Here is a 13,876-nt window from a genome sequence, read left to right as displayed (position 1 = left end):
GCCCCGCGGCGAGCGAGGCGCCCCGGGTGCCGCCGGCCTGGTAGCCGCTGAGGATGATGGCGTTCTTGGCATCGGGTCCGTAGGCGGCGACGTGGTGCAGGATCCTGCCGCCGGTCAGCATGCCGCTGGCGGAAATGATGATCATCGGGCCGCCGCGCAGGTTCAGCAACCTGGACTCGTCCACGCTCCGCGTGAGCTTGGCGAGGCGGTACATGTTCTCGTATTCGTCCTTCTTGAGCCGGTGCTCTTCGGGGTGCCGCTGGTACATGCCGGAGGCGTCGATGGCCATCGGGCTGTTGAGGTACACCGGAATGTCCGGAATCGCGTTCCTGCGACGAAGCCTCGACAGGTACAGCATGAGGGTCTCGGCCCGGCCGACGGCGAACGCGGCAAACAGCACCACCCCGCCGCGCTTGGCCACCCGGGTGATGATCTCGCCGAGCTGTTGTTCGGGATCCAGCTCGGAATGCTTCCGGTTGCCGTAAGTGGACTCCGTGACAAGCACGTCGACGGCGCCCAGCGCCCGGGGCGGGAACATGAAAGGATCATCCGCACGGCCCAGGTCGCCGGTGAAGTGCACCGACTCGGAGCCGAACCGGACGTGCACCTGCGCCGCCCCCAGGATGTGTCCGGCCGGCACGAACGTCATTTCCATTCCGCCACCAAGGTCCAGCGCGTCGTCGAAGTCCCGTATCTTAAAGCTGTTCAGGGACTTCACTGCATCCTCGGCGGTGTAGAGCGGCAGCGCCGGGCTGTGCCCGGTGGACCCGCGGTGCGTCGCGTAGCGTGCCTCTTCCTCCTGCAGATAGCCGCTGTCCGGCAGGATCAGCTTGCACAGCTCGGTGGTGCCCTCGGTGGCGTAGACCGGCCCGGCGAAGCCGTCCCGGACCAGCGCCGGGACATAGCCRGTGTGGTCCAGGTGCGCATGGGTCAGGATGACAGCGTCGAGCGAGCGGGGCGGGACCGGAAAGGGCAGGCGGTTGCGCTCGCGGCTGCGTTTGTAGCCCTGGAACAGCCCGCAGTCGACCAGCACCCGGCGCCCGCCGGCCTCCAGCAGGTAGCGGGAACCGGTCACGGTGTCCGTGGCACCGAGGAACCGGAGGGTCGGCTGCTCATGCTTCATGGTGCTTCCGTTCCGGAATCCCGCATATCGACGTCGAGAGCCCAATAATGCAAGGCTCCGCGTGTGCCATAACGCCTCATAGGGCCAAAGGTCACGGACGCCAACGCGTGCCCCGGTCCCCGGGAGTTCCGGCCGAAAAGTAGACCGCCGGAGCTATCAGGAAGTCCTGATAATTCCGGCGGTCCCATTCAGCTCGGTTGTTGGCGTTGGCCTAGTAAGTCAGGAGAATATATCCCGGGCCACCCCCATGATGATCCTGTCCCCGGGAACAGATTTCCGCAGGTAGTCCTCGACGGCCCAGTCATCTAGCGAGATACAACCGGCCGTGGCGACTTTGTGTTCGTGAAGGAAAATAGCAAACCCGGCGTCCTGCACAATTTGAGAGTCGGGCGGCCTGTTGTAGTTGATCACCGCCCCCTGCCGATAGTCGTGGGAGCGGCCTGTGGCAAAATACCACATGTTTTCATCCCAACCGACCCAGGAAGTGGACTCGAAGTATTTGTTATAGGTGTCAGTCCAAGGGTTTCCGCCCCACCGCGAGTTCGGGTTCAGCAGCCGGTACGGGAGCGCAGTCCCGGGGTTGCCGAGTCCAAACGCTTCGGTCACCGAGTAGGAGCCGGTGGGCGAGAAATTATTGCGTGTGGGCCCGGAGGCGACTCCTGGCGGCTTAAACCCACTAGCGCCGACCCGACCGTCCGTCCTCCAATCAATTACATATGTCCCTGCCACCCGCAGGCAATACACGACGGCAGCGTAGGACTGACCGTAATCGGCTGCGTAGGTCAGGAGTACACGTTTGGCGCCGGCTGTCGGATATTTGATCGCTCCCTCGTTGAGATTCGAGCATTCCGACCGCCCGTAGTCCTTCGCAGCGGACGGCGTCCACGTAAGGTAGCCGCCTTGGAATGCCTGGACGCATTCCCCGCCTGAGCACACCTCAGGCGTCGCAGGATAGCCTAGGTAGCTCAAGTGCCACCCCATAGACGCGTACTTGGTTTGCATGCCTCCACGAATGGGCTGGGCGCCTGTGGCTGGCGACCAAAAGATAAGTCCGCCCTGGAACCACTGATAGCAGCCGCCCCTGGGTTGGTTGCAGATCTCATTTTCGATCGGATATCCGAGGTAGCCGGATACTCCGCCCTGCTCTTGGTACCTGCCCTTGATTCCGCCGTTGACAGAGTGAGCTCCCGTGGCCGCCGACCACATAATGGTGCCGCCCTGGTACTCCTGGCGGCAACCGGAGTTCGGGCCGTCGCAAATCTCTTCCGACACCGGGTAGCCAAGGCCGCCGTTCTCGTACCCGCGGCTCGCCCAGTCTCTGCGCATGTCGCCTTGGCTTATGTGCGCGCCGCTTGCAGGCGACCAAACGATTGCTCCGCCTTGGTAGTTCTGGTAGCACCCGCTGCCTTTAAGGCCGCAAATCTCCTTGGACGTGGGGAAGCCGAGCTTCCCCTGTTCAGCGTCTGCGCTTGCATACAGTGCGCCGATCGCCCCGGGAGCCCATACTCCGAAGGCCCCGGATGAGGGCGACCACATGATCCTGAACTGTCCAAACTCCTGTACGCAGCCTTGGTCCTTGAGCGTGCAGGCTTCCGCGGAAGTCGGGTATCCGGTGCCCGCGTACCCGCCGTAGAGTCCGTAGACCACGCCGCCGATGGCCCCACGAGTCCAGACTTGCTGGTAGCCGCCGACCGGCGTCCACGCGAGGTCCGTGCCTTGCGAGTACCGCTGCGCGCAACCAGCTGGATCGCACTTCTCATCTGTGACCGGGTAGCCAAGCGTAGCCATACCGCCCCGGGTCGTCCACTCCGGTCCGGTTTTGCCCTGGCCGAGAAGGACGGCATGGGCTCCGGTGGCGGCGGTGTAGTAGATGTCGCCCGCCGTGAACGTCTCATGACAGAGGCCGGACGGGTCGCATCTCTCATTGGAGGTTGGCTCTCCCAGTGGACCGGTGGCGCCCCCGAGCTGTTGCCATTTGGCGCCGATGGCCCCGAACGGAACGTAGAGCGTGGCTGCGGCGCCCCCTTGGACGGCAGGGGTCGTTGCTTCCGCGGTTGGAGCGGGCCTTCCCGGAGTCAGAGTCGCGGGTGTGGAGCTGTCCACTTGCGGGGTCGGCTTAGTCGTCGGGGCCGGGGCCACCGGCGTCTGTGTGGGCACCTGGACGATGGGAACCGTGCCAGCAGGTGAGTCTAGGGGTGCAGGCGTGGCCTGCTGGCTCGTCGTGGATGTCGCAGGAGTCGGGGTGGGCGTGGTCRCCTTGGCAGGAAGGGCAAGCCCGACCGACAGCAGTGTGGCTATCGCCGCCACAGCAACGGCACGGTTCCGAGGTTTCGTACGAACCGTGTTCATTTCGAGACCACCGCTTCGCAAGTGGACCCGGTCGGCGCGCCCGAGGCGAAGTTTTCTGCCCGGACCGTTTCCTTGGCGCCGGGGGCTACCGTCTGTTCGATCATGGCGTGCCCGGCTGGGCTGCTGGTCGTGCCGACGGCAACTGCGACCGTGTACTTGACTGCGGTGGAACCGGGGTTTGTCAGCGTTCCAGAGAACGACCACGAACCAGCCGGGTCTGCCGCGCAAACGACCTCGCTAAGTGCGTCTGAGGCTAAGGCGGAGGGCGCCGGCAGTGTCGATACAGAAGACACAGGGCCCGACGGTTGTGGTGCAGTTCCCGAAACCGAGGAGTTATTTGATTCTAAGGTCGGAGAGTTGACGGGTGGATTGGACGCTGGCGGACTACAAGCGGCCAAGGCTAATAAACCCACCGCGCACCCCCCAAAGAGCGGTGTCCATTGGTGCATTGATTCCTCCAAACTGGTGACAGGCTCCCCAATCAATAGACGATTTGGCAGGAAAGATCTGTCAGGATATTGCGGAGGCTATCAGACCAAAAACAATCAACATATGTTGAAACGGCCTCTTGACGTAAATGTTGCTTGGACGGAATGAACGCACCGCCCCGCACGCGAGAATTTCGTTCCTCAAACACAGAGTTTCCGCGGTCCCCCGATTTCTTACACCCCTTGTTTGCGCCATCAGTTCCGCCCATCTCTCCGGGCATTCCAATGGCCTAGCGAGCAGGCGAAGCTTCAAAGCTGCGCACTGCCGGTATTCGCCGACTAACCGAACGCACTCGCGGAGCGTCTGCCGGAGGCACCGAGGCTACAGTGGTCGCTCTGGCCTTGGCCCCGACCGGCGGCGGCGAGCACCTCGCAGCCTACAAAGTTCCCCGTCGGGTCGTGGTGCTGGAGGTGCTGCCGCGCTCCCTGATCGGCAAGGTCCTGCGGCGGGAGATCCAGGACACGTTGATGGCCGGCTGACGGGTCGCTGGGAACCCGCCAGCCGGCGGTACCATCGCGCGCTTCCGGGCAACGGTGCTCCTTTGCGGTCCGCGGCGGGGCGACGCCGATGCTCGGGCGACGCACGTCCACTTCCGGAGGCAGATGGTGGAACCACAATGCTGGCTGATGCTTGCAAAAATCTGGGACCGCCGGGACCGCCGCTGCCGCCGCCTTCTTCGCGGACCCTGCGACTTGCTTGCTGCGCCGCTGGCGGGCTGAGAATCCTGATACGGGCGTGCGGGCACCGTGCCGTGCGGGTAGGGTGCCCAGTGTAGGTATGCCCAGCGTAGGGATGCCCGCCGCCGGACGCCGGCGGCGTCTGCAGAAGGGAAGCTGACGTGACTCGTAAGACTCCGCGCGTGGAGGAAACCGACGAAAAGGACCTTCAGGTCGGCGACGGACCGAAGCACTGGGCCGCCGGCGTGCCCGGCGTCTACCATTCGATGAAACCCGCCCTCGAACATATGGGGGTGAACCGGACCCGCAAGACGGTCATGAAGATGAACCAGAAGGACGGCTTTGACTGTCCCAGCTGCGCCTGGCCGGACCCCCATCACAGGAAGGCCTTCGAGTTCTGCGAAAACGGCGCCAAGGCGGTCACGTGGGARGCGACGCCGGTGGTCATCCCGACGTCGTTCTGGGCGGAGAACTCGGTCAGCGAGCTGCGGAACCGCTCGGACTACTGGCTTGGCATGCAGGGCCGGCTGACGGAACCTGTCTACAAGCCCGCCGGTGCGGACCATTACCAGCCGGTGAGCTGGGACGAGGCGATCCGGATCATAACGGAGAAGCTCAAAGGCCTGGCCTCCCCCGACGAGGCCGCCTTCTATACGAGCGGCCGCACCTCCAACGAGGCCGCGTTCCTCTACCAGCTCCTCGTCCGGGGCTACGGCACCAACAACCTGCCGGACTGCTCGAACATGTGCCATGAGTCTTCGGGGTGGGCCATGGGCCAGACCATCGGCATCGGCAAGGCCACGGTCAACTTCGACGACTACGCCGAGGCAGATCTCATCATCATCATGGGCCAGAACCCCGGCACCAACCATCCGCGGATGCTCACGGAGCTGGAAAACTGCAAGCGCAACGGCGGCGAGATCGTGGCAGTGAACCCGCTGCCCGAGGCCGGCCTGCACCGCTATAAGAACCCGCAGAAGGTCAGGGGCATCGTCGGGCACGGCACGCCCATCGCGGACCAGTTCATGCATGTCCGGATCGGCGGGGACATGGCCCTCCTCCAGGCAGTCTCCAAGCGTGTCCTCGACGCGGAGGCAAAGAACCCCGGCACCGTCCTGGACCACGCCTTCCTCGATGAGCACTGCGAAGGCCTCGACGAGCTTAAAGAGCACCTGGCTCTGCTGGATGAGCAGGCTGTGCTGGACGCGACGGGGCTGCGCACCGAGGAGATCGACGAGCTTGCGGCCCGGTACCTGAAGGCCGAGAAGGTCATCATCACCTGGGCGATGGGGATCACGCAGCAAAAAAAGGGCGTCGCAACCATCAAGGAAATGATCAACCTGCTCCTGCTGCGCGGCAATATGGGCAAGCCCGGCGCCGGAGCCTCCCCGATCCGCGGCCACAGCAACGTGCAGGGCGACCGCACCATGGGTATCTGGGAACAAATGCCGCAGTCCTTCATGGAAGCCCTTGGCAAGGAATTCGACTTCGACCCGCCCCGCGACCACGGCGTTGACGCGGTCGAAACCGTCAACAAGATGCAGGAAGGAGAACTCAAGGTGTTCATGGCCGTCGGTGGCAACTTCGTCGGCGCCATCTCCGACACCAACGCCGTCGAGGCCGCGATGGCCGGGACGGAAATGTCCATCCAGGTCTCCACGAAGCTCAACCGATCACATGTGGTCACGGGCGCGGAAGCGTTGATCCTGCCCACCATGGGACGGACCGAAATCGACATCCAGGAATCCGGCGAGCAGTTTGTCTCGGTTGAGGACACGGTCTGCGCGGTCCACCCCTCGTGGGGCAGCGTGGAACCTGTTTCCCACCATCTGCTCTCCGAGCCGGCCATTCTCAGCCGCCTGGGCAAGGCGCTGGTAGGCGACAAAATCAAGGCTGACTGGGACGGCTACGAGAAGAACTACGACCTGATCCGGGACCATATTTCCCGTGTCGTGGGCGGCTGCGAGAACTACAACGAGAGGATCCGCCAGGAGGGCGGCTTTATCCTCGCCAACGGCCCCCGGGACTCCCGCACCTTCCCGACGCCGACCGGCAAGGCCGTGCTCACCGTCAACGAACTCGAACACGTGGAGCGGCCGGCGGGCACCCTGATCCTGCAGACCATGCGCTCACACGACCAGTTCAACACGACGATCTACGGCCACGATGACCGCTACCGGGGCATCAAGAAGGGCCGCCACGTGGTCTTTGTGAATCCCGAGGACATCAGCGAACTGGGCCTCTCCGACGGACTCTTCGTGGACATCCACGGCGAGTACAACGACGGCGTGGACCGCGTGCTGCGCAAATTCCGGGTGGTCTCCTACCCGACGGCGCGCGGCTGTGCTGCCGCCTACTATCCGGAGGCCAACGTGCTGGTGCCGTTGAACCACACCGCCGAAGGCAGTAACACCCCGGTCTCGAAGGCCGTCATTGTCCGCCTCGAGCCAAGCCTGGACCAGAACCCGGACAGCAAGGCCCGGCTCCACTCGGCCCCGGGAGTCACCACGCCAGCCTGAGGCAGCGGCTCTGCTGCCCGGCGCGGGACATGCCCAGTCCCGGCCGCGTCCACTGGACATAATGCCAACAGACCCATCCCTGGCAACCAGGGATGGGTCTGTCCACAGGGTGCAACGAGCCCGTCACGGGGCGGATGAACCCCCGTGCAGGTTCCCGCCGCGGACGCCTGAGCTACTGGGCGCGCTTGGCCCAGCCCTCCTCGTCGGGGCCGCCGGTCTCGCCGTGTTCGCACAGTTCGATGACCTTGTTCGACGCGGCGTGCACGGCTTCCTGGGTGCTCTTCCGGCCGTGGGTCGACGCCGTACCTGCGGCGTAGCCCACGATGAACGCGCTGATGGCATCAGCGTGCGGCCCCACGGCCTTCAAGGACTCGTCCGCAACTTCGACGATCTTTTCGTGGTCCACCTCCAGGTCCAGGATCTGCAGCGCCTGGATCAGGCGGGCACTCCAGTGCCGCAACGCGTTGTCTTCATCTCGGGGCAAGGTCATGTGCTGTTCCTCTTCGTCGGGAAAGGCTTCTCGATCGGCTGTCCCTCAAGGGTTAGCACCGATCCCGGCCGATATGCAACGCGTCAGCCGCGAGTCCCGGCAATTCAGCCGGCATCCGAGGCTCCGGCGACTAGCTCCATAGGGCGACGTGGAACTTTGAGCCGCGGCGCTCCAGCCCGCGCGAACCGCCGCGGGCGACCATCGCCGCGGTGGCATCTGCGGTGCCGACGAAGCGCTGCAGGGTTTGYGCCATGGTCGTGGTCCTGTGTTGGTCCAGCGTGCTGGCCCACCAGAGGCCGGGAACCGGGGTTCCGGCGACGGGCACCCGCAGGAGCGCGCCGCTGACGAGTTCGGTCCGTACGATATGGCCGAGGGCGAGCATTACCCCCTCCCCTGCCCGCACAGCCGCCAAGGCATCGGTTTCGCTGCTGAGCCTGATGATCTCCGGCACGACCCCCAGCGACGCGAGCCAACGGCTCTCCTCCGAACTGTCGAGGATGCCGGCGGGACCGGCGAACCACGGCCTGCGCAGCAGCCGCCCCACCGGGAGCGGGCCGTGCAGCCGCCCCAACGGGTCCGTCGCCGCCGCGACGAAGACGCGCTGGTAGCGCAGGAACGGCACGGATTCCAGGCCGGGCTCGACGCCCGGAGTACCCGCGGCTGCAGGCGGCCGGGCACCCAGCGCGATGTCGTAGGCGCGTTCGAGCAGGAGGCCAGCCAGGTCTTCGGCGGGTTCGGCGACCACATCCACCAAGGCGCCGGGCACGCGTTTGGTGAACAGGTCCAGCAGGCGGCCGGCCGCGTGCTCGGCGAACGGCGCGGTGGCGGCGATCTTCAGCCGCCCGGCGTCGTTCTTGGCGTGGTTCACTTCCCAGCGTGCCTGGTCCGCCAGCCCGACGATGTTCTGTGCGTGGTCAGCCAGGGCCCGGCCGCCGGGAGTCAGACTGATGCCGCCGGGCGCCCTGATAAACAGGGGGTCACCCAGGTCCTGGCGAAGCGACGCCAGGGCGGCCGAGACGGCGGGCTCGCTGACCCCCAGGGCCGCGGCGGCGGCGTGCAGGGAGCCCAGGCGCGCCACGAGAGCGAACGTCCGCAACTGGCTCAACGTCATCGGCACGGCTTCATAACCTTTCGCTTATCACGATATTGACACCCCCGTCGGGGCGGGGCAAGACTGGCCGTAATTCGGCGCCGCGCGACGTTGCCGGCGCCTCGGAGTGAGGTGGGACTATGCAGATTCCGGCTCCATTCGATTACGCCCGGGCCACCACAGTGGAGAACGCGCTCGAGCTGCTGGCGCGCCACGGTCCCGACTCGCGGATCATCGCCGGAGGGCACAGCCTGCTCCCGATGATGAAGCTCCGGCTCGCCCGGCCGGAGTGGCTGATCGATATCAATGACCTCTACGAGCTCGACTACATCCTGCGCGACGGGGACGAGTTGCGCGTCGGTGCCCTGACCCGCCACACCACGCTGCTGGAATCGGATGAGGTCGCGCAGCTGTTCCCGATTGTCCGGGACGCCGAGCGAGTGATCGCCGACCCGGTGGTGCGCAACCGCGGCACCATCGGAGGCTCGCTGTGCCAGGCCGACCCGGCCGAAGACCTCTCCACTGTCTGCAGCGTCCTCGGGGCGGTGGCCGTCGTCCGCGGTCCCGGCGGCGAGCGCACCCTGACTATGCGCGACTTCCACCGCGGCCCCTACCAGACCGCCGTCGGACAAGACGAACTGCTGTGCGAAGTCCGCTTCCCTGTCCGTCCGCGCGCCGGGAGCGCCTACGAGAAGGTGGAACGGCGAACAGGCGACTGGGCCGTGGGTGCTGCGGGCGCGGCCGTGACGCTGGCCGAGGACGGCAACATCGCCGACGCCGCCGTCGGGCTGACGGCGCTGGGCCTGGACCACACCGTCGAGGGGATTGCCGCGCTGATGGGCGGCATGCGCCCCTCCGAGGAGGTGTTCGCCGACGCCGGACGGCTCGCCGCCGAAGGCAGCAACGCGGTCGCGGACCAGCGCGGACCGGTCGACTACAAACGGCATCTGGCCGACGAACTCACCCGGCGGGTATTGCGGCGGGCCTGTGCCCGTGCCGCCCAGACGGCCGCCCAGACCCAGGAAGGCTGAAGCGCATGCAGATCAGCATGACCGTGAACGGCAACGAAGTATCCAGCGAGATTGAACCGCGTGTGCTCCTGGTCCATTACCTCCGCGAGGTGCTGGGCCTGACCGGGACCCACTGGGGCTGCGACACGAGCAACTGCGGGACCTGCGTGGTCCTGATGGACGGCCAGCCCGTCAAGTCCTGCACAGTGCTCGCGGCGATGGCCGCCGGGCACGACATCCGCACCGTCGAGGGGCTCGCGACCGGGGCCACGCTGGACCCGGTCCAGCAAGGCTTCATGGAGGAACACGGGCTGCAATGCGGTTTCTGCACCCCGGGCATGATGCTTACCGCACGTGCCCTGCTGGATAAGAACCCGCACCCTGACGCGGGCGAGATCCGGCAGGCCATCTCCGGGCAGATCTGCCGGTGCACCGGGTACGCGACGATCGTCCGCTCCGTGCAATGGGCGGCGGCCCATCCGGCAGCCGTTGCCGGCGCCGGGCTCGAAGGTGCCGCCGAGGTCCTCGACGGCACCGACACCGTGGTGCAGGACGTCGCCACGGAAACCGACGACGCAGAGGTGAAGGCATGACTGTCATCCACGAGCGGGAGAGCAACCCCGCAGCCGGCGATGCTGACCGGCCGATCGGCTATGGCCGGATCCAGCGCAAGGAAGACCCCCGTTTCGTCCGCGGGAAGGGCAACTACATCGACGACCTTGTACTGCCCGGCATGCTGCACGGCGCGATCCTGCGGGCCCCCGTGGCGCACGCCCGGCTTGTCTCGATTGACACCACCAACGCCCTGGCCCACCCCAAGGTGCTCGCCGTCATCACTGGCAAGGACCTCGAAGGGCTCAAGCTCGCCTGGGCCCCGACCCTTTCCGCCGATGTGCAGGCGGTGCTGGTCACGGACAAGGTCCGCTTCCAGGGGCAGGAGGTCGCGTTCGTGGTGGCCGAGGACCGCTACGCCGCCCGGGACGCGTTGGAACTCATCGACGTCGAATACGACGTGCTGCCGCCGCTGGTGGACGCACGCAAGGCCCTGGACGCCGATGCCCCCGTCATCCGGGACGAAATCCCGGGCCGGACGGACAACAAGATCTTCGACTGGGAGATCGGCGACGCGGCGGAGACCGACGCCGTGTTCGCGAGCGCCGACGTCGTGGTCAGCCAGGAGATGGTCTACCCGCGGGTGCACCCGGCCCCGATGGAGACCTGCGGCGCCGTCGCCGATTTTGACCCGGTGGACGGCAAGCTGACCCTCTACGAGACCACCCAGGCCCCGCACGCCCACCGGACGCTGTTCGCGATCGTGGCCGGCATCCCGGAGCACAAGATCCGGATCGTCTCCCCGGACATCGGCGGCGGTTTCGGCAACAAGGTCGGCATCTACCCGGGCTACATCCTCGCCGTCGTCGGCTCGATCGTCACGGGACGGCCGGTGAAGTGGGTGGAGGACCGGTCCGAAAACCTGATGTCCACCTCGTTCGCCCGCGACTACATCATGCAGGGCGAGATCGCCGCGACCAGGGACGGCAAGATCCTCGCGCTGCGCACCAATGTCCTGGCCGACCACGGCGCCTTCAACGCCACCGCCCAGCCCACCAAGAACCCCGCCGGCTTCTTCTCGATCTTCACCGGCAGTTACGACCTGCAGGCCGCCTACTGCAAGGTGACCGGCGTCTACACGAACAAAGCGCCCGGCGGAGTGGCCTACGCCTGCTCGTTCCGCGTCACCGAGGCCGTCTACCTGGTGGAGCGGATGGTGGACGTGCTGGCCCGGAAGCTGGAAATGGACCCCGCGGAGCTGCGGCTGAAGAACTTCATCAAGCCGGAGCAATTCCCGTATGCGAACAAGACCGGCTGGGTCTACGACTCCGGCAATTACGAGGCGGCCATGCGGCTGTCCATGGAGCTGGCCGGCTATGAGGACCTCCGGCGCGAGCAGCAGGCCAAACGCGCCAACGGCGAGCTGATGGGCATCGGCGTCTCATTCTTCACCGAAGTCGTCGGCGCCGGGCCGCGCAAGCACTTCGACATTGTCGGCCTGGGCATGGCCGACGGCGCCGAACTGCGGGTGCACCCCACCGGCAAGGCCGTCGTCCGGCTGTCAGTGCAAAGCCAGGGGCAGGGCCACGAGACCACGTTCGCCCAGATCGTCGCGGAGGAGCTCGGCATCCCGCCGGAGAATATCGACGTCGTCCACGGCGACACGGACCAGACACCGTTCGGGCTGGGCACCTACGGGAGCCGCTCGACGCCGGTCAGCGGCGGCGCCGTGGCGCTGGTGGCCCGCAAGGTGCGGGAGAAGGCGAAGCTGATTGCCGCGGTCATGCTGGAGACCCGACCCGAGGACCTCGAGTGGGAGAAGGGCCGCTGGTTCGTCAAGGGCGACCCCACAGCCGGGAAGACCATCGAGGAGATCGCCATGGCCGCGCACGGCACCCTGACGCTGCCGGAGGGCGTGGACGGGAACCTCGACGCGGAGGTCACCTACGACCCGCCCAACCTGACCTTCCCGTTCGGCGCCTACATCTGCGTCGTCGACGTCGACCCGGGCACCGGCCACGTCAAGGTGCGGCGCTTCATCGCGGTGGACGACTGCGGGACCCGGATCAACCCGATGATCATCGAGGGCCAGGTGCACGGCGGCCTGACCGACGGCGTCGGGATGGCCCTGATGGAGATCATCGAGTTCGACGCGGACGGCAACAACCTCGGCGGCTCCTTCATGGACTACCTGATCCCCACGGCGATGGAAGTGCCGGACTGGGAGACCGGGTTCACCGTCACACCCTCCCCGCACCACCCCATCGGTGCCAAAGGCATCGGCGAGTCCGCCACGGTCGGCTCGCCGCCGGCGATCGTCAACGCGGTGGTCGACGCGCTGGCGCCCTTCGGCGTGGTTCACATGGACATGCCCTGCACGCCGGCCCGGGTCTGGGCCGCCATGCAGGGCCGGGCCAGGCCGCCGGTGTGAGATGACGACCGAGGCAGATTCCCCCACCGCACGGGCCGCGGAGCTCGCCGCCCGGCGCGAGCCGTTCGTGCACGCGACGGTGGTACGCGCCCAGCATCCCACCAGCGCCCGCGCCGGAGACACCGCACTGGTGCTGCCCGGCGGCGAGATCCACGGTTTCGTCGGCGGCAGCTGCGTCGAGTCCTCGGTCCGGGAATACGGACTGCGGGCGCTCGCCTCCGGGGAACCGCTGTTGCTGCGCGTCCTGCCGGGCGAGCCGTCGCACCGGGCCGAGGAGGGCGCCGTCGAAGTGTCCAACCCGTGCCTGAGCGGCGGTGCGATCGAGATCTTCCTGCAGCCGCGCATCCCGGCGCCCCGGGTGGTGGTGGTCGGGGCCGCGCCGGTGGCGCAGGCGCTCGCCGCGCTCGGGGCCGGCGTCGGTTTCGACGTCGAACTCGCCGACGGCGACGCGGCGGAGCCCCGCCCGGACGACGCCGCCCTGATCGTGGCCTCACACGGCAAAGCCGAGGAGGGCGCCCTCGAGGCCGCGCTGCGCGCCGGGGTCCCGTACGTGGCCCTCGTGGCGAGCGAGACGCGCGGTGCCGCCGTGCTGGACTCGCTTGAGGTGGATGACGTGCTCCGCTCACGGGTCTACACCCCGGCGGGCCTGCAGCTTGGGGCCCGGACGCCTGGCGAGATCGCGCTGTCCATCCTCGCGCAGCTGGTGCAGGAGCGGGCTGCGGCGCGGGCCCATGCACAAACCGACGGCGTTCCGGCGCCGTCCACCCCGCAGCCGAAGACAGCGGTGGACCCGGTGTGTGGCATGTCGGTGCCAGCGGTGGAGGCGTCCCTGCACCTCGAGCACAACGGCGCCACGGTGTACTTTTGCTCCCCCGGCTGTCGGGCCTCCTTCCGTAAGGATCCGGAGCGCTATGCCCTCATCAGCTGACTCGCCCCGCCTGGCCCGTACCGCGGCCGTCATCCTCGCCGCCGGCAGCTCGCGGCGCCTGGGCCGGCCCAAACAGCTGCTCCCCTACGGCGAGGGAGTGCTGCTGGATGCCGTGCTCGCGACGGCGCGGCGCTGCGGGTTCGGCCAGACCGTGCTGACGCTGGGCGGATCGGCCGAGGAGGTACTCGGCGCCGTGGACACCACCGGCTGTGAGGTGG

At 66.9% G+C, this 13,876-nt stretch carries 11 protein-coding genes and 1 pseudogene; 7 read left to right on the top strand and 5 right to left on the bottom strand.

Going from position 1 to position 13,876, the window contains the following annotated elements:
- The 3 genes and pseudogenes from AB4Y86_RS02435 to AB4Y86_RS02425 all read right to left on the bottom strand — a co-directional run.
- Window positions 1-1,123 (bottom strand): MBL fold metallo-hydrolase (locus AB4Y86_RS02435; protein WP_441399839.1); only part of this gene is annotated, 1,123 nt, incomplete at its 3' end.
- A 219-nt stretch (window positions 1,124-1,342) separates the two neighbouring features.
- Window positions 1,343-2,911: a L,D-transpeptidase family protein gene (locus tag AB4Y86_RS02430; protein WP_441399841.1), complete on the bottom strand. Its 1,569-nt coding sequence runs from the start codon at window positions 2,909-2,911 to the stop codon at window positions 1,343-1,345.
- 12 nt (window positions 2,912-2,923) lie between these two features.
- Window positions 2,924-3,472 (bottom strand): annotated as a pseudogene (locus AB4Y86_RS02425) (hypothetical protein); the annotation flags it as partial.
- An 815-nt stretch (window positions 3,473-4,287) separates the two neighbouring features.
- On the opposite strand from AB4Y86_RS02425, the gene AB4Y86_RS02420 reads away from it, so the two are divergent.
- Complete coding sequence (locus tag AB4Y86_RS02420; protein WP_441399838.1) at window positions 4,288-4,440, top strand: hypothetical protein; 153 nt, start codon at window positions 4,288-4,290, stop codon at window positions 4,438-4,440.
- A 359-nt stretch (window positions 4,441-4,799) separates the two neighbouring features.
- Window positions 4,800-7,157 (top strand): FdhF/YdeP family oxidoreductase, encoded by a 2,358-nt coding sequence (locus AB4Y86_RS02415; protein WP_441399837.1) that lies wholly within the window; start codon window positions 4,800-4,802, stop codon window positions 7,155-7,157.
- Between the two features lie 172 nt (window positions 7,158-7,329).
- Here the strand turns inward: AB4Y86_RS02415 and AB4Y86_RS02410 are convergent, their stop codons facing one another.
- Window positions 7,330-7,647 (bottom strand): DUF6457 domain-containing protein, encoded by a 318-nt coding sequence (locus AB4Y86_RS02410; RefSeq protein WP_441399836.1) that lies wholly within the window; start codon window positions 7,645-7,647, stop codon window positions 7,330-7,332.
- A gap of 130 nt (window positions 7,648-7,777) precedes the next feature.
- On the bottom strand, window positions 7,778-8,758 hold the full coding sequence (locus AB4Y86_RS02405; protein ID WP_441399840.1) for a LysR family transcriptional regulator: 981 nt from the start codon (window positions 8,756-8,758) through the stop codon (window positions 7,778-7,780).
- A gap of 119 nt (window positions 8,759-8,877) precedes the next feature.
- Here AB4Y86_RS02405 and AB4Y86_RS02400 point away from each other — a divergent pair, with 119 nt between their 5' ends.
- From AB4Y86_RS02400 to AB4Y86_RS02380, 5 genes are all read left to right on the top strand, one after another.
- On the top strand, window positions 8,878-9,768 hold the full coding sequence (locus tag AB4Y86_RS02400) for an FAD binding domain-containing protein (protein WP_441399835.1): 891 nt from the start codon (window positions 8,878-8,880) through the stop codon (window positions 9,766-9,768).
- 5 nt (window positions 9,769-9,773) lie between these two features.
- A complete protein-coding gene (locus AB4Y86_RS02395) occupies window positions 9,774-10,340 on the top strand; it encodes a (2Fe-2S)-binding protein (protein ID WP_441399834.1) in 567 nt (188 codons plus the stop codon).
- Window positions 10,337-12,730 (top strand): aerobic carbon-monoxide dehydrogenase large subunit, encoded by a 2,394-nt coding sequence (locus AB4Y86_RS02390; protein WP_441399833.1) that lies wholly within the window; start codon window positions 10,337-10,339, stop codon window positions 12,728-12,730. The genes AB4Y86_RS02395 and AB4Y86_RS02390 overlap by 4 nt, the downstream gene beginning before the upstream one ends.
- A 1-nt stretch (window position 12,731) precedes the next feature.
- Window positions 12,732-13,658 (top strand): XdhC family protein, encoded by a 927-nt coding sequence (locus tag AB4Y86_RS02385; RefSeq protein ID WP_441399832.1) that lies wholly within the window; start codon window positions 12,732-12,734, stop codon window positions 13,656-13,658.
- Window positions 13,642-13,876, top strand: a 235-nt coding sequence (locus AB4Y86_RS02380) for an NTP transferase domain-containing protein (protein ID WP_441399831.1), incomplete at its 3' end; no start/stop codon positions are given. The genes AB4Y86_RS02385 and AB4Y86_RS02380, both read left to right, overlap by 17 nt.

The organism is Arthrobacter sp. 2YAF22_2, from assembly GCF_052114645.1.
GTDB lineage: Bacteria > Actinomycetota > Actinomycetes > Actinomycetales > Micrococcaceae > Arthrobacter.
Note: the sequence above shows the minus strand (reverse complement) of the source record. Positions and strands in the feature narration are given on the sequence as shown.

Excerpts from the sequence above, each read along its gene's own strand:
- AB4Y86_RS02385 (WP_441399832.1), top strand. The coding sequence starts at position 12,732 with ATGACGACCGAGGCAGATTCCCCCACCGCACGGGCCGCGGAGCTCGCC.
- AB4Y86_RS02400 (WP_441399835.1), top strand. The coding sequence starts at position 8,878 with ATGCAGATTCCGGCTCCATTCGATTACGCCCGGGCCACCACAGTGGAG.
- AB4Y86_RS02410 (WP_441399836.1), bottom strand. The coding sequence starts at position 7,647 with ATGACCTTGCCCCGAGATGAAGACAACGCGTTGCGGCACTGGAGTGCC.
- AB4Y86_RS02390 (WP_441399833.1), top strand. The coding sequence starts at position 10,337 with ATGACTGTCATCCACGAGCGGGAGAGCAACCCCGCAGCCGGCGATGCT.
- AB4Y86_RS02395 (WP_441399834.1), top strand. The coding sequence starts at position 9,774 with ATGCAGATCAGCATGACCGTGAACGGCAACGAAGTATCCAGCGAGATT.
- AB4Y86_RS02430 (WP_441399841.1), bottom strand. The coding sequence starts at position 2,911 with ATGGCTACGCTTGGCTACCCGGTCACAGATGAGAAGTGCGATCCAGCT.